At 28.1% G+C, this 23,807-nt stretch carries 25 protein-coding genes; 14 read left to right on the forward strand and 11 right to left on the reverse strand.

Annotated elements, in window-relative coordinates; genetic code table 11:
* Positions 1–138: 138 nt before the first annotated feature.
* Both CJ670_RS05945 and CJ670_RS05950 read left to right on the forward strand, forming a co-directional pair.
* A complete protein-coding gene (locus CJ670_RS05945) occupies positions 139–1,764 on the forward strand; it encodes a methyl-accepting chemotaxis protein (RefSeq protein ID WP_228154214.1) in 1,626 nt (541 codons plus the stop codon).
* 150 nt (positions 1,765–1,914) lie between these two features.
* A complete protein-coding gene (locus CJ670_RS05950; protein ID WP_105939252.1) occupies positions 1,915–2,391 on the forward strand; it encodes an acyl-CoA thioesterase in 477 nt (158 codons plus the stop codon).
* A gap of 28 nt (positions 2,392–2,419) precedes the next feature.
* On the opposite strand, the gene abc-f is transcribed toward CJ670_RS05950, so the two are convergent.
* From abc-f to CJ670_RS05970, 4 genes are all read right to left on the reverse strand, one after another.
* Entirely contained in the window at positions 2,420–4,012 is a 1,593-nt protein-coding gene (gene abc-f / locus CJ670_RS05955; RefSeq protein ID WP_105939253.1) for a ribosomal protection-like ABC-F family protein, read from the reverse strand.
* Positions 4,013–4,117: 105 nt separating this feature from the next.
* Positions 4,118–5,611: a hypothetical protein gene (locus CJ670_RS05960; protein WP_105939254.1), complete on the reverse strand. Its 1,494-nt coding sequence runs from the start codon at positions 5,609–5,611 to the stop codon at positions 4,118–4,120.
* Positions 5,612–5,667: 56 nt separating this feature from the next.
* Positions 5,668–6,297: an NAD(P)H-dependent oxidoreductase gene (locus CJ670_RS05965; protein WP_105939255.1), complete on the reverse strand. Its 630-nt coding sequence runs from the start codon at positions 6,295–6,297 to the stop codon at positions 5,668–5,670.
* Positions 6,298–6,326: 29 nt separating this feature from the next.
* On the reverse strand, positions 6,327–6,908 hold the full coding sequence (locus tag CJ670_RS05970) for an NAD(P)H-dependent oxidoreductase (protein ID WP_105939256.1): 582 nt from the start codon (positions 6,906–6,908) through the stop codon (positions 6,327–6,329).
* A 121-nt stretch (positions 6,909–7,029) separates the two neighbouring features.
* Here CJ670_RS05970 and CJ670_RS05975 point away from each other — a divergent pair, with 121 nt between their 5' ends.
* Complete coding sequence (locus CJ670_RS05975) at positions 7,030–7,932, forward strand: AEC family transporter (RefSeq protein ID WP_105939257.1); 903 nt, start codon at positions 7,030–7,032, stop codon at positions 7,930–7,932.
* Between the two features lie 57 nt (positions 7,933–7,989).
* The gene (locus CJ670_RS05980; protein WP_105912090.1) at positions 7,990–8,730 is read left to right on the forward strand and encodes a thioredoxin fold domain-containing protein; all 741 of its coding nucleotides are present in this window, start codon (positions 7,990–7,992) and stop codon (positions 8,728–8,730) included.
* Between the two features lie 19 nt (positions 8,731–8,749).
* Here the strand turns inward: CJ670_RS05980 and CJ670_RS05985 are convergent, their stop codons facing one another.
* The 3 genes from CJ670_RS05985 to CJ670_RS05995 are packed head-to-tail and all read right to left on the reverse strand — an operon-like array spanning position 8,750 to position 11,177.
* A complete protein-coding gene (locus CJ670_RS05985) occupies positions 8,750–9,676 on the reverse strand; it encodes a hypothetical protein (protein WP_105939258.1) in 927 nt (308 codons plus the stop codon).
* Between the two features lie 14 nt (positions 9,677–9,690).
* Positions 9,691–10,623 (reverse strand): signal recognition particle-docking protein FtsY, encoded by a 933-nt coding sequence (gene ftsY, locus CJ670_RS05990; RefSeq protein ID WP_105939259.1) that lies wholly within the window; start codon positions 10,621–10,623, stop codon positions 9,691–9,693.
* Between the two features lie 8 nt (positions 10,624–10,631).
* Positions 10,632–11,177 carry a TlpA family protein disulfide reductase gene (locus CJ670_RS05995; protein WP_105912087.1) on the reverse strand — a complete coding sequence of 182 codons (546 nt, stop codon included), beginning with the start codon at positions 11,175–11,177 and terminating at the stop codon, positions 10,632–10,634.
* Positions 11,178–11,236: 59 nt separating this feature from the next.
* On the opposite strand from CJ670_RS05995, the gene CJ670_RS06000 reads away from it, so the two are divergent.
* The 5 genes from CJ670_RS06000 to CJ670_RS06020 all read left to right on the forward strand — a co-directional run bounded on the left by CJ670_RS06000 (position 11,237) and on the right by CJ670_RS06020 (position 16,074).
* Entirely contained in the window at positions 11,237–11,773 is a 537-nt protein-coding gene (locus CJ670_RS06000) for a 5-formyltetrahydrofolate cyclo-ligase (RefSeq protein ID WP_105939260.1), read from the forward strand.
* Positions 11,774–11,779: 6 nt separating this feature from the next.
* Positions 11,780–13,324 carry a ribonuclease Y gene (rny, locus tag CJ670_RS06005; RefSeq protein ID WP_105939261.1) on the forward strand — a complete coding sequence of 515 codons (1,545 nt, stop codon included), beginning with the start codon at positions 11,780–11,782 and terminating at the stop codon, positions 13,322–13,324.
* A 19-nt stretch (positions 13,325–13,343) separates the two neighbouring features.
* Entirely contained in the window at positions 13,344–13,964 is a 621-nt protein-coding gene (rsmD, locus tag CJ670_RS06010) for a 16S rRNA (guanine(966)-N(2))-methyltransferase RsmD (protein WP_105939262.1), read from the forward strand.
* 33 nt (positions 13,965–13,997) lie between these two features.
* Positions 13,998–14,753, forward strand: a complete 756-nt coding sequence (locus CJ670_RS06015; RefSeq protein WP_105939263.1) for an ABC transporter permease — start codon at positions 13,998–14,000, stop codon at positions 14,751–14,753.
* Between the two features lie 85 nt (positions 14,754–14,838).
* Complete coding sequence (locus CJ670_RS06020) at positions 14,839–16,074, forward strand: argininosuccinate synthase (protein ID WP_105939264.1); 1,236 nt, start codon at positions 14,839–14,841, stop codon at positions 16,072–16,074.
* 69 nt (positions 16,075–16,143) lie between these two features.
* Here the strand turns inward: CJ670_RS06020 and CJ670_RS06025 are convergent, their stop codons facing one another.
* Positions 16,144–16,587, reverse strand: coding sequence for a Fur family transcriptional regulator (locus CJ670_RS06025; protein WP_105912081.1), 444 nt, complete (start codon positions 16,585–16,587; stop codon positions 16,144–16,146).
* Positions 16,588–16,732: 145 nt separating this feature from the next.
* Between CJ670_RS06025 and CJ670_RS06030 the strand changes: the two genes are divergently transcribed.
* Complete coding sequence (locus CJ670_RS06030; protein ID WP_105939265.1) at positions 16,733–16,951, forward strand: FeoA family protein; 219 nt, start codon at positions 16,733–16,735, stop codon at positions 16,949–16,951.
* Between the two features lie 4 nt (positions 16,952–16,955).
* Entirely contained in the window at positions 16,956–18,866 is a 1,911-nt protein-coding gene (feoB, locus tag CJ670_RS06035; RefSeq protein ID WP_105939266.1) for a ferrous iron transport protein B, read from the forward strand.
* A 9-nt stretch (positions 18,867–18,875) separates the two neighbouring features.
* Here the strand turns inward: feoB and CJ670_RS06040 are convergent, their stop codons facing one another.
* The 3 genes from CJ670_RS06040 to trpA form a co-directional block, all read right to left on the reverse strand.
* Positions 18,876–19,220, reverse strand: coding sequence for a hypothetical protein (locus CJ670_RS06040; protein WP_105912078.1), 345 nt, complete (start codon positions 19,218–19,220; stop codon positions 18,876–18,878).
* A gap of 79 nt (positions 19,221–19,299) precedes the next feature.
* A complete protein-coding gene (locus CJ670_RS06045) occupies positions 19,300–20,043 on the reverse strand; it encodes an arginyltransferase (RefSeq protein ID WP_105939267.1) in 744 nt (247 codons plus the stop codon).
* A gap of 3 nt (positions 20,044–20,046) precedes the next feature.
* Entirely contained in the window at positions 20,047–20,787 is a 741-nt protein-coding gene (trpA, locus tag CJ670_RS06050; protein ID WP_105939268.1) for a tryptophan synthase subunit alpha, read from the reverse strand.
* Between the two features lie 98 nt (positions 20,788–20,885).
* Here trpA and panB point away from each other — a divergent pair, with 98 nt between their 5' ends.
* The 3 genes from panB to CJ670_RS06065 are packed head-to-tail and all read left to right on the forward strand — an operon-like array spanning position 20,886 to position 23,800.
* Positions 20,886–21,695, forward strand: coding sequence for a 3-methyl-2-oxobutanoate hydroxymethyltransferase (gene panB / locus CJ670_RS06055; RefSeq protein WP_105939269.1), 810 nt, complete (start codon positions 20,886–20,888; stop codon positions 21,693–21,695).
* Between the two features lie 27 nt (positions 21,696–21,722).
* Positions 21,723–22,754: a Holliday junction branch migration DNA helicase RuvB gene (ruvB, locus tag CJ670_RS06060; RefSeq protein WP_105912074.1), complete on the forward strand. Its 1,032-nt coding sequence runs from the start codon at positions 21,723–21,725 to the stop codon at positions 22,752–22,754.
* A complete protein-coding gene (locus CJ670_RS06065; RefSeq protein WP_105939270.1) occupies positions 22,751–23,800 on the forward strand; it encodes an AI-2E family transporter in 1,050 nt (349 codons plus the stop codon). The genes ruvB and CJ670_RS06065 overlap by 4 nt, the downstream gene beginning before the upstream one ends.
* Positions 23,801–23,807: the final 7 nt, after the last annotated feature.

The raw sequence follows: 23,807 nt of genomic DNA on the forward strand, positions 1-23,807 counted from the left end.
TTCAATGGAACTGTTTTTAAAAATATTAGAACAACTAGTTCAAGTCCAAAAAATTGTCAAGAGAAATAAAGATTTAGAACAAATCATCTTAATGCTAAGGGTTTACACTAAAAAACAGTTAGGTTTTATGTGCGAAAGTTGAGTAAAATAATTGAAAAATTAAAAAATAGTGAAGCCTTAACAAAGGAAGATAATACTCTTTCAACAAAAGAGTGGAGACCACTAAAAGCTGCTTTACTAAAATGGCAAGAGAGAAATCTTGAAAGAAATATAGAAATTCGAGAAGAGTTAAACAAAACAGTCTCAAGTACTACAAATTTTATAATAACTATTTTATTAATAACAATTTTAAGTATATTAGTAACTATACAGCTAATTACTAGAAATATTGTATCTAGTATTAATATTTTCCAAAATGGTCTTTTGAGTTTTTTTGCTTTTTCAAACAAAGAGAGTTCAAATGTAGAATTAATAACTCTTGATGGAAAAGATGAATTTGGAACAATGGCAAAAGTAATAAACCAAAATATTCAAAAAACACAAGATTTAATAAATCAAGACAATGCTCTAATTGAAGAAGTAAAAAAAGTTGTAAATCAGGTAAAAGCTGGTAATTTAAATTCAAAAATAGAAAAATCAACTATAAATGATGAGTTAGAAGAGTTAAAAAGAAACTTCAATGAAATGCTTGAAGTTACTAAATCAAATGTTTGCTCTGATATAAACAAAGTTGTAAATGTATTAGATAGTTTCTCTAAACTTGATTTTAGAGTAAAAATAGATAATGATAATGGAAAAGTTGCAAGTGGAATAAATAATCTTTCAAATATTATAAATAATATGTTAGTAGAAAATAAATCAAATGGTCTTACACTAGAAGAGAGCTCAAAAATGCTTCTATTTAATGTAAATAAACTAAACCTAAGCTCAAATGAAGCAGCAGCTTCACTAGAAGAGACAGCAGCAGCACTTGAAGAGATAACTAGTAATATTAGAAATAATACGGAAAGTATTGCAAAAATGTCTATGCTTTCAAATGGTGTTACAAAAGCAGTAAGTGAAGGTCAAGCAATGGCAAATCAAACAACAACTGCAATGGATGAGATAAATACACAAGTAAATTTAGTAAATGAATCAATTAGTGTAATTGATCAAATAGCATTTCAAACAAATATTTTAAGCCTAAATGCAGCTGTTGAAGCAGCAACTGCAGGAGAAGCTGGAAAAGGATTTGCAGTTGTTGCTCAAGAAGTAAGAAATCTTGCAACAAGAAGCGCAGAAGCGGCACGTGAGATAAAAGGTATTGTTGAAAGAGCAACAGTAAAAGCAAATGAAGGTAAAACTATAGCTACAAATATGATTGATGGATATAAAAACCTAAATAATAATATATCTTCAACAATGAACCTAATATCTGATATTGAAAATGCAAGTAAAGAGCAACTTCTTGGAATTGAACAAATAAATGATGCAGTAAATCAACTTGACCAACAAACACAACAAAATGCAATGGTAGCTAGTCAATCACATGATATTGCTCTAAGTACAGATGAGATAGCAAAACTAATAGTTCAAGATGCAAACCAAAAAGAGTTTGAAGGGAAAAATGAGGTAAAAGCAAAAGATATAGGAATAAAAAAAGAGGTAAAAGAACATATAATTGCCTCAGAACCTAAAAAAATAATCAAAGCTTCAAAACCAAATATTAACTCTACAAAAGAGATAACAAGTAGTTCAAGTAATGACGAATGGGAAAGTTTCTAAATTTATTCACTCATAGCAAAAGGCTATGAGTGATTTTGTGTTACTTTTTCTCCTTTACTTAAAAAAAATTATGAAATAGAATAAAATAAAACTATTGAATAAGATTAATTCAATAAAATACAATATCAAAAATATTTTAAGGTATAAAAGATGAATGAAGAGATAAAAAGAGAAAAAACCGTAACAATGACTATGCTAATGACTCCAGAAAAAGCAAATTTTTCTGGGAAAAATGTACACGGTGGTGAAATTTTAAAAATGCTTGATCAAGTTGCATATGCTTGTGCTGCTAGATATTCTGGTCACTATGCTGTTACACTTTCTGTTGATATGGTACTATTTAAAAATCCAGTTAAAATTGGCTCTTTGGTAACTTTTCATGCTTCAGTAAACTATACAGGAAGAACATCTATGGAAATAGGTATAAAAGTCATATCAGAAGATATAAAAGATCACACTATGAAAAATACAAATGTTTGCTATTTTACTATGATTGCTGTTGATGAAGATGGAAAACCAGTACCTGTTCCTAAATTAGAACTTGTAACTGAAGATGATAAAAGAAGATACAACGATGCTTTAAAAAGAAAAGATTTTAGAATGTCATCAAGACATGCAAAAGGATAAAAAGGCTAAAAAAAGCCTTTTTACTTAATTAAACTGATTTAGATTCCATAAACTCTTCATAACTTCCTTTGAAGTCTAAAATTGAGCCATCAGCTTGAATTTCAATAATTCTATTTGCATAAGCATCAAGTAACTCTCTATCATGAGATACACAAATAACTGAACCAGCATATTGATGTAAACCTTCACCTAAAGCAATAATAGCTTCAAGGTCAAGGTGATTTGTTGGTTCATCAAGAACTAAAAAATTTCCTTGTTCTAACATAATTTTTGATAGCATCATTCTGTGTTTTTCACCACCAGAACAAGAATCTACTTTTTTCTCCTGCTCTTGACCATTAAATAGCATTCTTCCAAGACAATTTCTAATCTCTCCAATATCAGCATCTCTATCAAGACCTCTTAACCAGTCATATAAAGTCATATCGCCATGTATAAAATCTGTTGTATTTTGCGGAAAATAAGAGTTTTGAATAGTTGCTCCCCATAAAACTTCTCCACTATCAGATTGTAAATTACCTATTAATATTTCACAAAGTGTTGTTTTTCCAACTCCATTTGGTCCTATTAATGCAATTTTATCACCTTTTTCAAGAGTAAATGAAATATCATTTAAAACAACTTTATCTCCATAAGATTTTGAGATATTTTTAACAGTTAAAAGCTCTTTTCCAACCTCTCTTTTTTGTCTAAAAATAATAGATGGATCTCTTCTACTTGATACTTCAATAGCTTGAATATCTAATTTATCAAGTTGTTTTTGTCTTGAAGTTGCTTGTTTTGCTTTTGAAGCATTTGCACTAAATCTAGTAATAAATTTTTCAAGCTCTTCTTTCTCTTTTTGTTTTTTACTTACATCTGTTTGTTGTTGTTTTGCAATTAATGTTGAAGCTATATACCAATCATCATAAGTTCCACTAAATTCTCTTATTTTTTTGAAATCAACATCTAAAATATTTGTACAAACAGCATTTAAAAAGTGTCTATCATGAGAAATTACAACCATTGTTCCATCATGGTGTTGTAGTTGATTTTCAAGCCAACCAATAGTATCAATATCTAAGTTATTTGTAGGCTCATCTAAAAATAAAATATCTGGTTTTGGATATAAAACCTGTGCTAAAAGTATTTTAACTTTATCTCCACCTGTTAATGTACTCATAAGATTTTGTTGAGTAGAAGCTGGAAAACCTAAATCTTCCAAAATTTTTGTAACTTTAATATCATATTCATAAGTTGGGTCTTCTTCACAACAAATAATTTCAAGCTCTGCTAATCTATTGTTTACTTCATCAGTAAATTCAGGACTTAAATACAACTCTTCTTTCTCTTTTATAGCATCAAAAAGTCTTTTATTTCCCATTAGAACTGTATCAAAAAGAGTAAAGTTTTCAAAAGCAAATTGATTTTGAGATAAAACCCCTACTTTTTTTCCATTTTGAATTTGTACTTCTCCTTCAGTTGCATCTTCTTGTCCTGAAAGAACTTTTAGAAATGTTGTTTTACCAGCACCGTTAGCACCAATCAAACCATATCTTTTACCAGTATCAAGTTTTAGATTTATCTCAGCAAAAAGAACTCTTGCTCCGAAAGATTTTTTTAAATTAACTATTTGAACCATATTACAACTTCTCCATTTTTATTTAACTATTTTAATTTTTTTGTGATTTTTTAATTTTAATTTGGCGATTATATCCAAAAAATAAGTTTTATGGCTTAAAAGAGCTTACAGCTCTCTTTCAAAAGCCAATTTCATAATATCATCTTCGCTTATAATATCGCTATTATCTTCATTTGGTGGATTTTTTATCCATAAAACTTTTGTTTTTAATTGATCAAGCTGATATTTTGTAAGATTTTTGATTAAGTTATCTGTTATCATCTCTTTTGTGAGAGTATTTGCATTTAGCATTTTTTTGATAACTTTCTCTAAATTCTTTTTAGTGCTTTCAAATGCTTTTTCTTCATCTGTTAATGAAATATACTCTTCATCTAAATATTTCATAACAGCATCACCTGGATATTTATAAGTTGTAATTCCTTTATAGTTATACTTTTGACACTTAAGTCTTGGAATATAAACTCCTGTAAAAACGTATCCTTGAACTGAATTTACACCTTCTAAAGTTCTTAAAGGATTGTGAGAGCATATATAATCATCTTTTACAATAGTTGGAGAGTTTTGAAGTGATGTTATATTGTTGTGTAATATTACAAAACTTCCTTTAACTTCTTTTGGACCTCCACGAAGTGAGTTTAATTCATTTTTATGAGCAAAAAAACTTCCACCAACCCTTGTAGGACTTCCTTCTAGAGAAACTAACTCATTTTCACTTATATCAAAATCTCCATCTACATAATTAAAATTTATAGGTAATTTAGAAAGGTTTGGAAGTCTATTTGACAATTTAACATCACCGTGAACATCAACAGAGTTATCAGGCAATATTGTAGTACCTTTTATATCAAACTTATCAAGCCATGCTTGTATGTCTTCATTGTTTGTTAAAGCAACTACTGGTCTGTAAATATGAGAAACAGCTTCACTTCCTTTATATCTATAAAACTGCCCATCCTCTTCAAATTTTGAAGTAATATTTAGTTTAATATCTGTTACTAAATCTCCTCCTATTTCATCTGCAACTCCATCTAAATCAGTTATTCTATTTGTATGACAAAGATAATCCTCTTTTACTGAAATTGGTCCACCAATTAATCTTTCAATAATATTATTTGAACAATCAAAATATGTATCAATACTTTTTGGTCCACCTTCAAGTGTAGTTAGACGATTATTATTACACTTAAAATGACCTTTTACTGTACGTGGGCTTGCTTTTATTGAAGTTAGTTCATTGAAAGAGCAATCATAAAAACCTTTTACCTCTTTTGGTCCATATGATAAGTTTTTTAAATTATTATGAGAACAATCAAAATCACCAACTTCAACAGGACAATCAAATAGCGAAGTTAATTTATTGTATGAACAATTAAAATCTTTCATTACAATTTTTGGACACCCTTCAAGACTAGGTAATTCATTGTTGCTTATATCAAAATATCCATCTATTCTATCAAACTTAATAGGAAGTTTTTGACCTTTTAATTTCTCACTTAGATTTACATTTCCTTGGACAGAAACATAAAAATCTTCTGATATATGATAGTTGCTTATACCATAATCTCTAAGCCAGTTTTCAATATCACTAATACTTAGCATCTTTTTAAGCCCTTAAATAATTTTTTAAATTTTGATATATATTAACATTTTATTACTTAGTTTATAAATTCAACAATATCTTCAAATTTATCTCTTATTTGTGTACTTTGCTCTTTTATTCTGTATCCAAAAGGAACAATTACAGAAAGTTGATACTCTTTTGTATTTAAGTTTAAAACTTTTTCAACATTCTCTTTTTCAAATCCTTCAATAGGACAAGAGTCAATTCCTTTAACAGCAGCAGCTGTCATCATATTTGCCATTGCAATATATGTTTGTCTTGATGTCCAAGCAAGAGTTTTTTCATCACTACTAAAAGTATCTTCTAAGTGACTTGTATATTTTTTAATATACGCATCTACCATATCTTGAGGCATTCCTCTTCTATTAAACTTTCTTAAAACTTCACTTGAACTTGGTTTTGTACTTTCAATTGCTGCTAAAATAACAACTAAATGTGAACAAGTTGTAACTTGTGGCTGATCCCAACAAAAAGGTCTAATTTTTGCTTTTAATTCAGGATTTGTAATAACCAAAAATTTCCAAGGCTCTTGACCAAATGAACTAGGAGATTTTCTTCCAGCTTCTAAAATAAAATTTAAATCATCACTTCTAATCTTTTTTGTTTCATCAAATATTTTACAAGCATGTCTAAAATCCATAGCTTCCATAAATGTTTTTTCCATATTTTTTCTATTAATGTATTTTTGTAATTTTATAAAAAATTATCTTTTAAAGTCTCTTCAAATTTAATTAACTCTTTATTTAGATCCAAATCACCTTTAAAAATATCATGAACAGAGTAAGTTTTTAAAGCTTCAAGTCCAATAAATTGAAATGTTTTATGAGTAGCAATATTTGCTTCATCTAGCGATAATCCATCAAAAAAACCATTTGGATTATTAAATTCACTTTTTGGACAGTTATAAGTGATACTTAACATATACTTTTTACCTTTTAAAAGTCCTCCACTTCCATAAGTTTTACTCTCATCACTTCTACTTCTTCCATCGCTTTCATAGTGTTTTCCTTGAGTAAAAGTCTCATCAAAATATTTTTTTGTAATCCAAGGAACTCCCATCCAATAAACAGGATATTGAAATAATACAGCATCAGCCCACTCGAATTTTTCACACTCTTCTTCTATTTTATAACCATTTTCAATATTTGTATATTTTACTTCAAAACCATTATCTAAAAAAAACTTTGTTGCTTTATCTATATATTTTTTTGTTAATTCACCACGTGCTACTACATCATAATATTGATGTCCATTTACAATTAAAACTTTTTTCATATATATATCCTTTTAAAATTATTTCAAATGTGAATGTATCAAAAACTATCTTAATCTCTGTATTTAACAATTAAATCATATTATGATAAAGTTCTAATTTACTTATACTAGAAGGTCTATTTTGGAAAATATATTATTGATTTTATTTGCCCTATTCTTAGGATATATGCTAAACCGTTTAAATATAATGCAAAGAGATGGATCACTTGCTTTAAATAAATTTGTACTTTATGTATCATATCCTGCAATTATTCTTTTACAAATTCCTAAAATTAGCTTTTCGCTTGAGCTTATGATTCCTGCAATTGTTGCTTGGATTGTTATGACATTAAGTGCTTTTTTAATACTTTTTTTATCAAAGGTTTTTGATTTTAGTAAAGAGGTAACTGGAAGCTTAATGCTAGTTGCTATTTTGACAAATAGCTCATTTTTGGGGATTCCACTTCTTGATACTTATTTACCAAATGATAATTTTATGCCATATTTACTAGTTTATGACCAACTAGGAACTTTCTTGGCATTTGCAATATATGGAACATTTATAGTGTCACTTTATACAAGTAAAACAAAAGTAACTTTTAAACTAATAACTATAAAAGTTTTAACATTTCCACCATTTTTATGTTTGATTCTTGCACTATTTTTTGTTGGTATTGAGTTTAATCCTACAATTACAAAAGTCTTAGAAGCTTTTGCCCTAACAACTGTTCCAGTTGCACTTGTAGCAGCTGGACTTCAACTACAACTTAGACTTCCAAAAGAGGATATAAAACCATTTAGTGTGGCACTTTTTGTAAAACTTATTTTTGCTCCAATTATTGCAATTATTGTTTGTAAAATTTTTGGATGGAATAATCTAGCAGGAACTGTATCAATTCTTGAAGCTGCTATGGCTCCAATGATAACAGCAGGTGCAATAGCAACAATGGCTGGACTTGCACCAAGACTAAGTTCTGCAATAGTTGGTTATGGAATTTTAATATCGTTTGTTACAACATATCTAGTTAAAATCTTAATCTTATAATTTATCAACTATTAACCAAATTTTAGCAAGAATTGCAAAAAAATTTTAAGGAAAAGAATGTTTAGAATATTAAAAAATGTAATATTTCTATCTTTGTTTCTAGTTTTAACTCTAGAAGCAAAAGAAAAAGAGCTAACAAACAAACAAATATTAGAGTTTGAAAGTTTAGAAATATTTAAAAAAGCTGGTATAAAAGTTGAAAAAGCTTACGATATAGGAAGTTTATATCTTCTTTCAATAGTTGTTCAAGGAAATAAAGATGAAATTTTTCTAACAAAAGATAAAAACTATCTTATCTCAGGTGCTGTTATAAACACAACAACAGGTATGCAAATAAAAGCTCCTGTAAACTTAGCTATATTAAAAGATAAAGAGGCATTTACTTATGGAAATGGAAAAGATGAGTATATTCTTTTTACAGACCCAGAGTGTTCATATTGTAAAAAATTTGAAACATTTTTGCCTCAAATAAAAGATAAAGTAAAAATAAAAGTATTTTTCTTTCCTTTAGATTTTCATGAAAATGCAAAAGATTTAAGCATATACATTATGAGTAAAAAAACAAGAGATGAAAAAATTAATGCAATGTTTGAGTTTAATATTGGAGATAATTTAAGTAAAGTAAAAAATGCAAAATACTCTAAAAATGAATTAGAAAAACTAGAGAAAAAGCTTGAAGAACATATTAATTTAGGAATAAGTTTAAATGTGCAAGGAACTCCAGCACTATTTGATAAAGATGGAAATAGTATTGTTTGGGTTAATCTTTTAGAAAAATATGGAATAGAGTTTCAATAATTAAAAAATGAAGGTAGACTTAAAAATCTATCTTCATTCTATAATATCTAGGAAAATGCGTTTTTAGATTTTCTTCAATTTTTAGAGGAAAAATCTCTTCTATTTGTGGCTTTACTTTATTAAAATAATCACTATTTCCATTTAAAAAAGTTAATTTTTCATAACTTCCATCTTTCAAAATAGTTACTCTAATATTTACAAATTCACCTCTTTTAAAAGTTGTTTTATCAAAACTTCTGTCTATATTGCTATAAACCTTTTTGTCAAATTTATTAAAAAAATCATCAATATTTGATACTTCATGATGAGCTTCTTCACTATTCTCATCTGTTTTTACATCTTCTAAAGCTTTTGTTTCTAAAGTAGTTTTTGGCTCAATCAAAATAGTTTCATCTTTATGCTCATCATCTTTAATTTGCTGTACTGGTTCTTCTTGTTTTGTCTCAGTAGATAATTTATTTTCAACTCTTTCCTCAACTATACTTTCAACAACTTTATCTTTTATCTCTTCTTGTTTCAAAACTTCAGTATTTGTATTATCTGTAGAGATATTTTCTTCATTTTTAGTAGTTTGCTCTTGAGTATTTAAATCTTTTACTCTCTCTTCTTGCTTTGATAATATTTCAGCTCTTTGAGAAAGATAGATATTTTTTGTACTCTCTTCTTTATTTTCATCTTCTACTTTTTTGACAATTAAAACTTCCTCACTGTTATCTTGAAATAATTTAGTTTTTATATCTTCATAGATTTTAGATAAAAAACCACTTTCTTCAACAAATACTTTTGAATCTTTTGTTTCAATTTCTACTTTTGTATCTTTTGTTATTGTTTCCAATGATAAATCATTATCTTTTGAAAAAACAAAAAAATAGATTAAATACAAAACAAACAATACACCAATGATAATCAATATATCTTCAACAAAATTTTTAGTTCTTCTTTTCATATTTCCCTCTTCTATTAATCTTTAATATAAATCTCATCAAGCAAACTATCTACAAAATAATCTGGGCTAAATTCTATTAAATCATCTTGTTTTTCACCAACACCTATATAAAAAATAGGAAGCTCAAGCTGATTTGATATTGAAAATAGTGCACCACCTTTCGCCGTTCCGTCAAGTTTTGTTACAATAATACCATCTATTCCTACAATTTCATTAAAAGCTTTTGCTTGAGCAATTGCACTATTTCCTTGAGTTCCATCTAAAATCATTAGCTTTTGATATGTTCTATTTTCTAAAGCTTTCTCACAAACTTTTACTATCTTTTTTAACTCATTATTTAAGTTTGATTGCGTTTGAAGTCTTCCTGCTGTATCAATAATAACATTATCAATATTTCTAGCAATTGCAGAGCTAATTGTGTCGTAAGCAACAGCGCTTGAATCATGACCTTGTTTTGTTTTTATAATTGGAATATCAAGTTTAGTAGCCCAAGAACTAAGTTGCTCTATTGCTGCAGCTCTAAAAGTATCTCCCGCTCCTAAAATTACACTTTGTCCCTCTTTTTTTAACTTAGCAGCTAACTTTGCTATAGTTGTAGTTTTTCCAGCACCATTTACACCAATTATCAATCTCACATAAGGTTTTGAAATATTTGAAAAATCAACATCTGGAGCATGCTCAAAAAGCATTACAAGTCTATGTCTTAACTCTTTTCTTGAAATCATAGAGGGTAAACCATTCATAGCTTTTTCTATAATTTCATACTCAACATCTGCTTCTATTAAAATCTCTTCTATCTCTTCAAAAGATATTTTCTCTTTTTTTTGAGGTACTACACTTTTTATTGAAGCAAAAGTTTTGCTAAAAGCTTTTGAAAAAAAATTCTCACCCTCTTCTTTATTTTCAACAACTTGATTCTCTTTATTTTTTTTAAGAAAGTTAAACATTTTTTATCCTATTTTTCCAAAAGCTTTTTAATATCAATTTCTAACATCTCATTTGGAACTAAACCTGTATATTTTTGGAAAAATGTTCCATGTTTATCTATCAAAAAAGTAGTAGGAATCGCTTTAATTCCACCCAATGATTTTGCCAAATCAAAAGCTTCACTTGAGTTTGTTACTGTATAGTTTATATTGTAAGATTTCAGTAACTCATTTAACTCATCATTTGTTTTAAACTCTTCAAGCAAAATTCCAACTACAACAATATCATTTTTATAGGCTTCTTGAATTTGAACTAAATTTGAAATTTCAACCTTACAAGCTGGACACCAAGTTGTAAAAAAGTTTAATAAAACTATTTTATCATTTGTATCTTTTAAAATTATCTTATCTTGATTTAAAGATATATTTATTTGTAAGTTATTAATTGTATTTAGACTAAATTGCTTTTCAGTACTATTTATTGTAGTTTTTTGATTTTTATCACTTTTTGAATCACAAGCAGCAAAAAATAAAATTGGTAAAATAGTTAAAATTGCTAAAGTTTTAAACTTCATTTTAATTCCTTTAGATAAAATTGTTTTTTAGGTAGAGATTTTACCTAAGTGAGGCTTAAATGAACACAAATCACAAAAGTGATTTTCGACAATCATGTATTAAAAGATTAAAATATGTGGCACTTTTTTCAAAATACTCAAAAAATAAGAGAGTTATTCAAAAATTAAAGAGTATTATACGAAACAGTGATGCAAAAAATATTTTGTTGTATATCCCACTTGATATGGAAGTAGATACAACACTTTTAATTAATGAGTTAAGAAAAGAAAAAAAAATAGTTTATGTACCATTTATGGAAGATGATAGTTTTAAAATAGTAAAGTATAGATTACCACTTCATAAAAAAAAGTTTAATATAAAAGAGCCTACAAACTCTTTTTTAAAACCAAATAAGATTGACTTAGCAGTAGTTCCTATTGTTGGAATTGATGTTTTAAACAAAAGAATCGGGTTTGGTAAAGGTATGTATGATAGATTTTTTTATAGATTAAAATACAGACCAAAAATAGTTTTTATACAACTTGAACTTTGTAAAAGTAAAGAAATTTTAAGTGATAATTACGATATTGAAGCAGATTATATAATTACGGGATAGGTTAAAATGGAGATTTTATTAATATCTGTTGCATTTGGGGCTTTTAGTTCAATTGTTACAGTTTTTATTTCAAAGAAGATAAATAAAGCCAAGTTTGAAGTTTTTATTGAACAAGCAAAGGCAAAAGCTAGAGTTATAGAGCACGAAGCAGAGGTTTCTTTAAAAGATGCCCAATTAAAAGCAAAATTTGAGTGTGATAGAGAGTTTAAAAGTGCTAGAAAAGAGTATGAAAATATGCTTTTTAAGATTGAAAAGAAGGAAAAAGAGTTAAATGAGCATCTTGAAAGCGAATTAAGACTTATTAAAGCTCAAAAAGAGGAAATTAGCGAAAACAATAGAAAAATTGCAATATTAAAAGATGGTATTGAAGAGCAAAAAAGAACTTATGAACAGAAAACTTTTGAAGCTATAAAAATATTGGAAAATGCTAGTGGACTTACAAAAAGTGAAGCGAAAGAGCTAATGCTTGAAAAAGTAAAAGAGGATTCAAGAGCTGAAATTGCTTCAATCTTTAGAAAAAAATATAAATTAGCAGAACAAAGCTCAAAACAAGAGGTAAATAATATTTTATCTCAAGCAGTTACAAGATATGCAGGAGAGTTTGCAGCGGAGCGACTTATAAATAATATTCCTTTAAATGATGAAGAGACAAAAGGTAAAATTATTGGTAAAGAAGGAAGAAATATAAAAGCTCTTGAGATGCTTTTAGGAGTTGATATTATAATAGATGATACTCCAAATACTATTACTGTTTCCTCTTTCAATTTATATAGAAGAGCAATTGCTACAAGAACAATTCAAGAATTACTCGAAGATGGAAGAATTCAACCTGCAAGAATTGAAGAGATTTATAACAAAGTAAAAACTGAATTTGATAAAAAGATACAAAAAGAAGGTGAAGATGTTGTTATGGAGCTTGGAATAAAATCTATGCATCCAGAGCTTATAAAACTTGTTGGAAGATTAAGATACAGAGCAAGTTATGGACAAAATGCTTTAGCTCATACTCTTGAAGTTGCTCATCTAGCAGGTCTTATTGCATCTCAAATGGGTGGAGATGCAATACTTGCACGTCGTGCTGGAATTATGCATGATATTGGAAAAGCTTTAACTCATGAAGCACCTGGAAGCCATGTTGATTTAGGTGCAGAAATTTGCAAAAGATATGGAGAATGTGAAACTGTTATAAATGCAATTTACGCTCATCATGGTCACGAAGAACCAATAAATGTTGAAAGTGCAGCTGTTTGTGCAGCAGATGCTTTAAGCGCTGCAAGACCAGGAGCAAGAAGAGAAGTTTTAGAGAGTTTCCTAAAAAGAGTTGAAGAGATTGAAAATATAACTACAAGTAAAATTGGAGTAACAAATGCATACGCTATAAATGCAGGACGAGAAGTGCGAGTTATAGTAAATGCAAAACTTGTAAATGATGATGAAGCCGTACTTCTTGCAACTGAAATAGCAAAAGAGATAGAAGAAAAAGTTCAATATCCTGGTGAAATCAAAATAAATGTAATAAGAGAAATTAGAGCTGAAAGCTATGCTAGGTAATCGAGAATAAAGGCAAAAAATGAATGAAACGAAACAGATAACAAAACCAACAACAATAAAACCAACAACAAAAATAATAGCAGGAGCATACAAAGGTAAAGTTTTAAACTTACCATCTTTGGATGTAACAAGAAGTTCAAAAGCAGTTTTAAAAGAATCTGTATTTAATGTTTTACAGTTTGATATTATTGATAAGATATTTATAGAATCATTCGCTGGTAGTGGTTCTATTGGGCTTGAAGCAATTAGTCGTGGTGCAAAAAGAGCTTATTTTATTGAGCTTGACAAAAAATCTTACTCAATTTTAGTTAAAAATTGCAAAAGTATAAATATTGAAAAGTGTCAAACTATTCAAGGAAATACATTTGTTCAAACTCCTCTTATTTTAGATTTTTTAAAAAATTCTAAAGAAGAAATTGTTTTATATGTAGATCCTCCTTTTGATTTCAGAGATGGAATGGAAGATGTTTATGATAAATCTTTTAGAATGATTGAAGCAATTGAAAATAGTAATATTTTCAAAATTATAATAGAGCATGAATCAAAACTTGAAATTCCAAAAATTTTAGGAAAATTTAGTTTAGAAAAAACTAGAAAGTTTGGTAAAAGTTCACTATCTTATTTTAGTTATAAAGCTTAATGTTTAAATTTTCTTTAATTTTGCTAATTAGGTATGTTTATAGCTCCAATTTTTTATACAGTTTCACCATATGAATTAAATCCAAGTAAAATCCTTCTATCTCCCTCTTTTGAGCATATAATGGGAACAGATAGATTAGGACGTGATGTATTTGCTAGAGTCTTAGAAGGTGGTCAAACTTCACTTATAATAGGATTTTTAGCAGCATCTTTTTCATCTTTTTTAGGTTTAATTGTTGGAATAACTGCTGGTTATTTTAAAGGAAATATTGATAAAACTATTACTATTGTAATTGATCTTTTTTTAACTTTCCCAACATTTTTTCTTCTTTTAGCCTTGGTTTCATATATTGAAGCAAATGCTGTTGTTTTAATACTTGTAATATCAATAACTGGTTGGATGGGAATGTCAAGAATGATAAGAAGTGAAAGTTTTGCACTTAGCAATAAACCTTTTATAAAAATCTTAAAAATAGCAAATGTAAGTAAAGTAAAAATTATTTTAAAATATTTTGCCCCACTTTTAGCTCCTATTTTTCTTATCTCTTTTTCATTTGGAGTTGCAGGTGCTATATTAGCAGAATCAGGTCTTTCATTTTTAGGTCTTGGAGTAAATCCACCTCAAATGAGTTGGGGAAGTCTTTTAAGTGATGGGAAAGCTGTAATTGATATTGCTTGGCATTTAAGCTTTTTTCCAGGACTTATGATATTTATAATAACTTTTTGTCTAATCCAAATAAGTGATTATCTACAAAATATAGCAAATAAAAAAGATTTACTTAAAAATTAATAAATACCAAAATATTGTTTAAATGGATTTACAACAAAATTTTGGTATTATCCACAACATAAATTACCAAAAATAGGAAAAAATTATGAGTAAAAAAGATATTAAAAAAGTTGTACTTGCTTATAGCGGTGGGCTTGATACATCTATTATTTTAAAGTGGCTTCAAGATGAATATGATGCAGAAGTTATTACTTTCACAGCTGATTTAGGTCAAGGCGAAGAGGTTGAGCCAGCAAGAGCAAAAGCTATTGCTTGTGGTATTAAACCTGAAAATGTTTACATTTTAGATGTAAAAGAAGAGTTTGTAAAAGATTATGTTTTCCCTATGTTTAGAGCAAATGCTATTTACGAAGGTGAGTATCTTTTAGGAACTTCAATAGCAAGACCACTTATTGCAAAAAAACTTGTTGAAATTGCAAATGAAAAAGGTGCACAAGCAGTAAGTCATGGAGCAACTGGAAAAGGAAATGATCAAGTTAGATTTGAGCTTGGTGCATTAGCACTTAATCCAGATTTAAAAGTAATTGCACCTTGGAGAGAGTGGGAGTTAAACTCAAGAGAATCACTACTTGAGTATGCTAAAAAACACAATATTGAGATTTCTCAAAAACACGTTGATGAAAATGGAAACCCAAAAATAAGCCCATATTCAATGGATGCAAACTTACTTCACATCTCTTATGAAGGGCTTCATTTAGAAAATCCAGCAAATGAACCAGAAGAGTCTATGTGGTTGTGGACAACATCTCCTGAAAAAGCTCCAGATAAGGCTGAGTATATTGAAATTGAGTATAAGAATGGAGATCCAATTGCACTAAATGGAAACAAACTTTCTCCTGCTTCTTTACTTGAAGCTTTAAATAAACTTGGAAATAAACACGGTATTGGAAGAGTTGATATTGTTGAAAATAGATATGTTGGTATGAAAGCACGTGGTTGTTATGAGACTCCAGGTGGAACTATTATGTTAAAAGCTCATAGAGCTATTGAGTCTTTAACTCTTGATAGAGAAGCTGCTCATTTAAAAGATGAGTTAATGCCAAGATATGCAAAACTAATCTATCAAGGATATTGGTTCTCTCCAGAGCGAGAGATGCTTCAAGTTGCTATTGATGCAACTCAAAAAAATGTAGAAGGAAAAGTAAGACTTAAACTTTACAAAGGTAATGTTATGGTTATTGGAAGAGATTCTTCAAAATCTTTATATGATGATGCATACTCAACATTTGAAAAAGATGAAGTTTATAATCAAAAAGATGCAGAAGGATTTATTAGATTAAATGCTTTAAGACTTGTAATTGCAGGTAGAAAACAAAGATAATTAAATTTAAAAAAAAGAATAAAAAGAACTCATAAAATAGTTTATGAGTTCTTTTTTATAAAAAAGATTTTACTGGCAATTTTCACAAATACCATATAATTGCATTGAATGATCAGTTATTTTAAACTTATTTACTTTTGCTATTTTTTCTTGTCGTTTCTCAATCTCTTCATCAACGAACTCAACTATTTTTCCACAATCCGTACAGATTAAATGGTCATGATGAGATTTAATATTACTTTCATATTTCTTTCCATCAACACCAAAATTAAGTGAAGCAATAAGCTCAACTTCTTCTAAAAAACTCAAAGCTCTATAAACAGTTGCGATTCCAACATTTGAGTTAGGATAATCTTTTTTTATTTGGTTATAAACCTCTTCAGCAGTTAAATGTCCAGTTGCATGAAGTAATATACTTAAAACAATCTCTCTTTGTTCTGTATATTTAAGACCTTTTTGCTTAACAATCTTTTTTAACTCTTCTATAATCTCTTCATAATCATTATTTAACATAAAAACACCTTTAAAAAAATAAAAATCTAGTATATCCAAAGTTTAAAAAAAATTCAAATATTTCTTATATTTTATTGATATAAGTTAATTGAATTTAATCAATTTTACATTATAATAATCATTATTAATATTTAAAGGTATAAAAATGTCGCTAAATGATTTAGATTTACAAAAAACTGCTAATATAAAAGCTATAAATTGTGATGATGTTTTAAAAAAAAGACTCTATTCTTTTGGAATAATTGTAGGAAACCAAATTTGTGTAACAGCAAAATCTTTAGCTAAAAAAACTATTGAGAAAAAAATCAATCAGTCAAAAGTTGCGTTAAGACATAGCGAAGCTATTAATATTAAAGTTGGATAAGCAAATGAATAAAACTATAAAAATAGCTCTTGTAGGACAACCTAATGTTGGTAAATCTATGCTTATTAACTCAATTTCAAATTCAAGATTGAAGGTAGGTAATTTTTCAGGTGTTACTGTTGAAAAAAAAGAGGTAATTTTTAAATATAAAGATTATGATATTAAAATTATTGATTTACCTGGTTCTTATTCACTTGAAAACTACTCATTAGAAGAAAAAGTTGTAAAAAACTTTTTAAATCAAAATGAGTATGATATTATCTTAAATGTTATTGATTCAACAAATCTTCAAAGAAATCTTCTGCTTACTAGTGAATTATTAGCTTTAAATAAAAAAATGATTATTGCACTAAATATGAGTGATGAAGCAAAAAAAGAGAATATTTTGATTAATAATGAAAAACTATCATCTCTTTTAAATACACCTTGTATAAAAACAAGTGCTACAAATAAAAATGGACTTAAAGAGTTATTAGAACAAATTATAAAAATATTTGAAGAAGATAAAATAGTCTTTAAGCAATCTTTTACTACACATATTTTAAACAATGATGAAATTTTATCCCAAAGATTTAATTTTGTAAAAAATATTATTCAACAATGCGTAAAAATTGAAGAAACTAAAGAAAAAACTACTACTGAAAAAATCGACTCAATTTTGATGAATAAATTTATTGGTCTTCCTATTTTTTTATTTTTAATGTGGGGATTATTTCAACTAACTTTTACTTTAGGGCAAATTCCTATGGATTATATAGATAGTTTTTTCTTAGTATTTGCGGAAGGTATTAAAAATATAATTGGAGAAAATCAACTCTCTTCACTTTTAGCAGATGGAGTAATAGCTGGAGTTAGTGCTGTTGTTATGTTTTTACCAAATATTTTGATTTTATTTTTAGGAATTTCACTACTTGAAGGAACTGGATATATGAGTAGAGTTGCTTTTTTACTCGATGGAACTTTTCATAAATTTGGACTTCATGGTAAATCATTTATTCCACTTGTTACTGGTTTTGGTTGTAGTGTTCCAGCTTATATGGCAGCTAGGACTTTAAAAAATGAAAGAGATAAATTATTAACTCTATTTATTATTGGATTTATGTCTTGCGGTGCTAGATTGCCTATTTATGTACTTTTTGTAGGTGCATTTTTTGGTGCTAGCAATGCTGGAAATATCCTTTTTATAATCTATATTAGTGGTGCAATTTTTGGCTTATTTGCTGCAAAATTTTTAAGAGCAGTAGTTTTTAAAGGAAAAGATGAGCCATTTGTTATGGAGATGCCAAAATATAGATTACCTTCACTAAAACTAGTTTACAAAGAGCTTATAAACAAGGCTTTGATGTATCTAAAAAAAGCTGGAACATTTATTTTAGTAGCCTCTATTTTAATTTGGTTTATGAGTAACTATCCAAAATATCCAAATATTGAAAATGAAATAAATCAAAAAATTGAATTAGCAATAAACGATGAATTAAAACAAGAGTTACAAAATGAATTAGCTTTATACAATCTTGAAAACTCATATTTAGGAAAACTTGGAAAATTTAGTGAGCCATTTTTTGCTCCTTTGGGATTTGACTGGAAAATGGCTGTTGCGCTTGAAGCTGGGTTAGCTGCTAAAGAGATTGTTGTTTCGACTCTATCTATTTTATATGGATTAGGAGAGAGTGAAAATCCAGATGAACCAACTATTACTTTAGTTGAGAAAATAAAAACTAATATTCCTTTTGAAGCTGCAATTTCATTTATAGTATTTGTGATGATTTATCTGCCTTGCTTGGCGGCTTCTATGGTATTTGCAAAAGAGGCTGGAGGATGGAAATATCTTGCTTATTTGTTTATATTTACTACAACAACTGCTTGGATAATGTCATTTATAGCATATAATATTACAAAAATAGTATTAGCGTAAAAGCTACTACTATTTTAACTCAAATTTTGTTATATATTCTTGGTTGTTGTAAATAATCATAAAATCCCACGTACCTTTTGCTCTTCCATCTAAATATCTAAAATCATATGCTGAAGTATCACCAGCTGGAATTATCATCTCTCTTGTTCGTGAAACAGTACCATTTGGGTCAATCCAGTTTATAATCAATGTTTGATTATTCTCACTATTTAACTCAACTTCAAATTTACAAATTATTGAATTCTCATCTTCTAAAATAAGACAATCAACATTTGGGTTATATGTTTGTTGCTCAACTATGCTTTGAGAAAAAAGCAAAGTAGCAAAAGATAGAAAAATAACTAATTTTTTCATACAAATCCTTCGTTTTAAATTTTCATTATAGTTAAAATTTATTTTAATTATAATTATTTTTTAGATATTTAGAAAAAAACTACTTCTCTTGTACAAATTTTTCCCATATTGTCTCTTCATTTAAGTTTGCTCTATTTTTTAAAATATCAAAAGGCATATACTCTTTTTTATATCCCATTGAGTAGTGATTATCTATCCAGTATCCCAAATAAATATATGGAATATTTAACTCTTTTGCAATATTTATTTGAGTTAAAATAGAGAACTTTCCAATAGAAAACTCTTCAAAATCGTGGTCATAAAAACAGTAAATAGAAGATATTGCATTTGGTAAAATATCTACTAAAGCAACTCCTATTAACTCATCATCTCTAAGATATAAAAACTCTGTTGCGTATTTTTTATTTCCTTCAACATAAGATTTTATGTAATCTTCGTGATCAATAGGTAAATACTTCCAATCTTTTTTAGCTTGCATAACGCTATGATACTTATGGTACAAATCCATATGCTCTTTTGTAACAGTTGGTGGTCTTATAAAAACTTTTGTATCTTTGTTTTTATTTAAAACCCTTTTTTGTGATTTTGAAAACTCAAAATTTTTTACATCAATTCTCATCGATACACACTTTGTACAACTCTTACATTCAGGTACAAAATGTATTTTTCCAAACCTTCTCCAACCTCTTTCTAGCTTTTTTTGATAATCTTCAATACTACAAGAATTTAAAAATCTATATCTCATATCTGATTTTTGATCTTCAAAATATGAACACTCTCTATTTTCTTCAAAAAACTCTAAATCAGGATTAATAAAATTCATTTTCTACTCGTTTATCTTCTGCTTTATCTCTTTTGCTATGCTAGATATTTTTTTTATTTTTTCATTATTATTTAAACTATCATCCAACAAATGCTTAACAAAAGCACTTCCAACAATAACACCATCAAGATTTTTTGATTTTGCTTTACAAGTTTTTTCATCTATTCCAAAACCAATGTATAGTGGAGTTTTTGAATATTCTCTTACGTTTTCTATAATTTGTGATAAATCTTCATCTCTTCCACTTCCAGTTATTCCAGCATATGCAACCATATAAATAAATTTAGAAGAGTTTTCTACAAGAGTTTTTATTCTATCTTTTGGTGTTGTTGGTGCTACAAAAGTAATATTTGATTTATTATATTGTTTAAAAAGAGGTTCATATTTTTGTGACATTTCATATGGTAAATCTGGAATTACTGTACCAGAAACTCCAAATTCTTCTGCTTTTTTTAAAAAATTTTCCAAACCATAGTGATAAAATGGATTCATATATCCCATCCATAAAGTATCAATATCTTTTGCTATTTTTGATGAAACTTCAAAAAGATCATTTAGTTTAAAACCATTTTTTAAAGCCAATAAATTTGCTTTTTCTATGATTGGTCCTTCAGCAATAGGGTCTGAAAAAGGAACACCAAGCTCCAAAATATCAACTCCACTATCTTTTAAACTATATGCCAAATCAACTGTAAAATTGTTGTCTGGTAAAGATGTAGTAATATATCCAACTAATTTTTTCAACTCTTTTCCTAAAAATAAATTTTTTTGATTTTACCTAAAACCGAATTAAAATCTATTTTTAGTTATAATCTTAACCATTTTAATATAGGATTTTTAATATGAGTATAATTAAACACGATTTTGAAAAAATGAATATTACAAAAATAAAACAATCAAAAAATATCAAAAAACTAACAGTTATAACAGCCTATGATGCCCTATTTTCAAACTTATTTTCAAAAAGTGCTGATATGATACTTGTGGGAGATAGTTTAAATATGAGTTTTATGGGAAAAAGTGACACATTAAGTGCAACTTTAGAACAGATGATTTATCACACAAAAGCTGTTTGCAATGGAGCAAAAGATGCTTTTGTGATAACTGATATGCCTTTTGCTACTTATATAAATAAAGATCTTGCTTTAAAAAACTGTGCAAAAGTTTATCAAGAAACACTTGCAAGTGCCGTAAAAATTGAAGGTGGTGAAGATAAAGCGGATATTATAAAATATCTTACATCAAATGCAATTGCTGTTATGGGACATATTGGTCTTATGCCTCAATATGTACGAAGTGAAGGTGGTTACAAGGTTCGAGGGAAAACTTTAGAAGATGAAGAACAATTAATACGTGATGCAATAGCAGTTGAAAAAGCAGGAGCTTTTGCAATAGTTATTGAAGGTGTTATGAGTCATGTTGCAAAAAAAATCACACAAGCTGTAAATATTCCAACTATTGGAATAGGAGCTGGAAATGAGACAGATGGTCAAGTTTTGGTTTGGTCTGATATGTTAGGTTTTTTTGAAGATTTTAAACCAAAATTTGTAAGACACTATTTAAATGGAGCCAACTTAGTAAAAGAAGCTGTAAATCAATATAGAGAAGATGTACAAACACAAAATTTTCCATCAAAAGAAGAAGAGTACTAAAATGAATTTTAAAAGCGGAGCTTTATAGTGCAAAGATTAGTAGAAGTTGAATCAGTATCTTTTGAAGAAGAAACAAACGAACAAAGCCTAAGACCTTCTTCTTGGGATGATTATATAGGTCAAGAAAAAATAAAAAAGAATTTAAGAGTTTTTATAGATGCTTCAAGAAAAAGAGCTGAAGCACTTGACCATATTTTATTTTATGGACCTCCAGGTTTAGGGAAAACTACACTTTCATATCTTATTTCAAATGAAATGAGCTCAAATATGAAAATAACAGCCGGTCCTATGATTGAAAAAAGTGGTGATTTAGCAGCAATTTTGACAAATCTTGAAGAGGGAGATATTCTTTTTATAGATGAAATTCATCGTCTTAGTCCTGCTGTTGAAGAGATTTTATATCCAGCAATGGAAGATTATAGACTTGATATAATAATTGGCTCAGGACCTGCTGCTCAAACTGTAAAAATTGATTTACCAAGATTTACACTAATTGGAGCAACAACAAGAGCTGGAATGCTTTCAAATCCACTAAGAGAGAGATTTGGAATGCATTTTAGAATGCAGTTTTATACAGAAGAAGAACTAGCAAAAATTATTCAAAAAGCTTCAATAAAGTTGGGAATTGGATGTGAAGATAACTCTAGCTTTGAAATGTCAAAAAGAAGTCGTGGAACACCTAGAGTTGCTTTAAGACTTTTACGAAGAGTTAGAGATTTTTCACAAGTAAAAGGTGAAAAAACTATACTTTTAAATACTTGCAAATATGCCTTAGATGAACTAGGAATAAATGAAAATGGTTTCGATGAAATGGATATAAATTTACTTGAACTTCTTATTTCAAATAAAGGAAGACCTATGGGATTAGGAACTATGGCAGCAGCTTTGAGTGAAGATGAAGGAACTATTGAAGATGCTATTGAGCCATATTTACTAGCAAATGGATATATAGAAAGAACAGCACGAGGAAGAGTTGCTAGTGTTAAAACATATGAGATGTTTAGATTAACTCCACCTCAAAGTAAATTAAATGAAAACAACCAAGGAAATCTATTTTGAAACCAGCATATTTTTTAATGCTTTTAGCATTTGTTTTATTTTATTTTTTAATAGAACTTTTTGACCCATTTTTAAAATCAATTGTAGTAGCAGCTTTGCTTACTATTGCTACAAACTCAATGTTTTTAAGAATAAATAGTAAAGTAAGAAATAGAGCCTTTTCTACAACTATTTTTACTCTTGCTATGACAGCTCTGTTTTTCTTACCTATTTTGTATTGCATAATCTCATTTGCAACATTTTTTAACCAAGTTGACCAACAACACCTAATACAAAATTTAACAGAAATAAAAAATATGGTTATTGGCTTTTTGGGTGAATTTAGCTTCTTAAATGATTTTATAAATAAAATATCATCATCTGTGGATATTGGAAAAACAGTACAACAGCTTGTATCTTTTAGTGCATCTTTAGGTAAAAATAGTGCAAAATTTATGATTGATATGATTTTGATTTTAATCTTTTTCTTCTTTTTTACCCTATTTTCAAACCAAATTGCAATTTATCTAAAAAATATAACTCCTATAAACAACGAAGATGCAAATATATTGTTCAATGAATCATCAAGTGTAATGAGTGTAGTTTTTTATTCTATTTTAGTAACTGCAATATTTCAAGGTTTTCTTTTTGGAGCTTTTGTGAGTAGTTTTGGTTATGATGGACTTTTACTTGGAGTTTTATATGGTTTTGCATCTTTAGTTCCTGTTGTTGGTGGAGTTATTATGTGGCTTCCTGTAGCTTTATATGAATCAAGTACAGGAACTATATCAAATGCAATTTTTATAGCAGTTTACTCTATTGTTGTTATTTCAATAATCGCAGATACTTTTATAAAACCTCTAATAATAAGCTATATAAATAAAAAAATGGTAAAAACTCCTACAAAGATAAACTCATTGATAATCTTTTTTGCAATAGTTGCAGGACTTGGCACTTTTGGATTTTGGGGAATGATAATTGGACCTGCAATGGTAAGCTTATTTGTATCTACTATGCAACTTTTAAGAAAGTATATAAAAGAGGTTGAAACTAAAAGTATTTTATAATAATTTT

This window comes from Arcobacter cryaerophilus gv. crypticus, assembly GCF_002993025.1.
GTDB lineage: Bacteria > Campylobacterota > Campylobacteria > Campylobacterales > Arcobacteraceae > Aliarcobacter > Aliarcobacter cryaerophilus_B.

What these genes read in the sequence shown, in the direction of transcription:
- CJ670_RS05950 (WP_105939252.1), top strand. Translation starts at nt 1,915, where the DNA reads ATGAATGAAGAGATAAAAAGAGAAAAAACCGTAACAATGACTATGCTA.
- abc-f (WP_105939253.1), bottom strand. Translation starts at nt 4,012, where the DNA reads ATGGTTCAAATAGTTAATTTAAAAAAATCTTTCGGAGCAAGAGTTCTT.
- CJ670_RS05960 (WP_105939254.1), bottom strand. Translation starts at nt 5,611, where the DNA reads ATGCTAAGTATTAGTGATATTGAAAACTGGCTTAGAGATTATGGTATA.
- CJ670_RS05965 (WP_105939255.1), bottom strand. Translation starts at nt 6,297, where the DNA reads ATGGAAAAAACATTTATGGAAGCTATGGATTTTAGACATGCTTGTAAA.
- CJ670_RS05970 (WP_105939256.1), bottom strand. Translation starts at nt 6,908, where the DNA reads ATGAAAAAAGTTTTAATTGTAAATGGACATCAATATTATGATGTAGTA.
- CJ670_RS05980 (WP_105912090.1), top strand. Translation starts at nt 7,990, where the DNA reads ATGTTTAGAATATTAAAAAATGTAATATTTCTATCTTTGTTTCTAGTT.
- CJ670_RS05985 (WP_105939258.1), bottom strand. Translation starts at nt 9,676, where the DNA reads ATGAAAAGAAGAACTAAAAATTTTGTTGAAGATATATTGATTATCATT.
- ftsY (WP_105939259.1), bottom strand. Translation starts at nt 10,623, where the DNA reads ATGTTTAACTTTCTTAAAAAAAATAAAGAGAATCAAGTTGTTGAAAAT.
- CJ670_RS05995 (WP_105912087.1), bottom strand. Translation starts at nt 11,177, where the DNA reads ATGAAGTTTAAAACTTTAGCAATTTTAACTATTTTACCAATTTTATTT.
- CJ670_RS06000 (WP_105939260.1), top strand. Translation starts at nt 11,237, where the DNA reads ATGAACACAAATCACAAAAGTGATTTTCGACAATCATGTATTAAAAGA.
- rny (WP_105939261.1), top strand. Translation starts at nt 11,780, where the DNA reads ATGGAGATTTTATTAATATCTGTTGCATTTGGGGCTTTTAGTTCAATT.
- rsmD (WP_105939262.1), top strand. Translation starts at nt 13,344, where the DNA reads ATGAATGAAACGAAACAGATAACAAAACCAACAACAATAAAACCAACA.
- CJ670_RS06015 (WP_105939263.1), top strand. Translation starts at nt 13,998, where the DNA reads ATGTTTATAGCTCCAATTTTTTATACAGTTTCACCATATGAATTAAAT.
- CJ670_RS06020 (WP_105939264.1), top strand. Translation starts at nt 14,839, where the DNA reads ATGAGTAAAAAAGATATTAAAAAAGTTGTACTTGCTTATAGCGGTGGG.
- CJ670_RS06025 (WP_105912081.1), bottom strand. Translation starts at nt 16,587, where the DNA reads ATGTTAAATAATGATTATGAAGAGATTATAGAAGAGTTAAAAAAGATT.
- CJ670_RS06030 (WP_105939265.1), top strand. Translation starts at nt 16,733, where the DNA reads ATGTCGCTAAATGATTTAGATTTACAAAAAACTGCTAATATAAAAGCT.
- feoB (WP_105939266.1), top strand. Translation starts at nt 16,956, where the DNA reads ATGAATAAAACTATAAAAATAGCTCTTGTAGGACAACCTAATGTTGGT.
- CJ670_RS06040 (WP_105912078.1), bottom strand. Translation starts at nt 19,220, where the DNA reads ATGAAAAAATTAGTTATTTTTCTATCTTTTGCTACTTTGCTTTTTTCT.
- CJ670_RS06045 (WP_105939267.1), bottom strand. Translation starts at nt 20,043, where the DNA reads ATGAATTTTATTAATCCTGATTTAGAGTTTTTTGAAGAAAATAGAGAG.
- panB (WP_105939269.1), top strand. Translation starts at nt 20,886, where the DNA reads ATGAGTATAATTAAACACGATTTTGAAAAAATGAATATTACAAAAATA.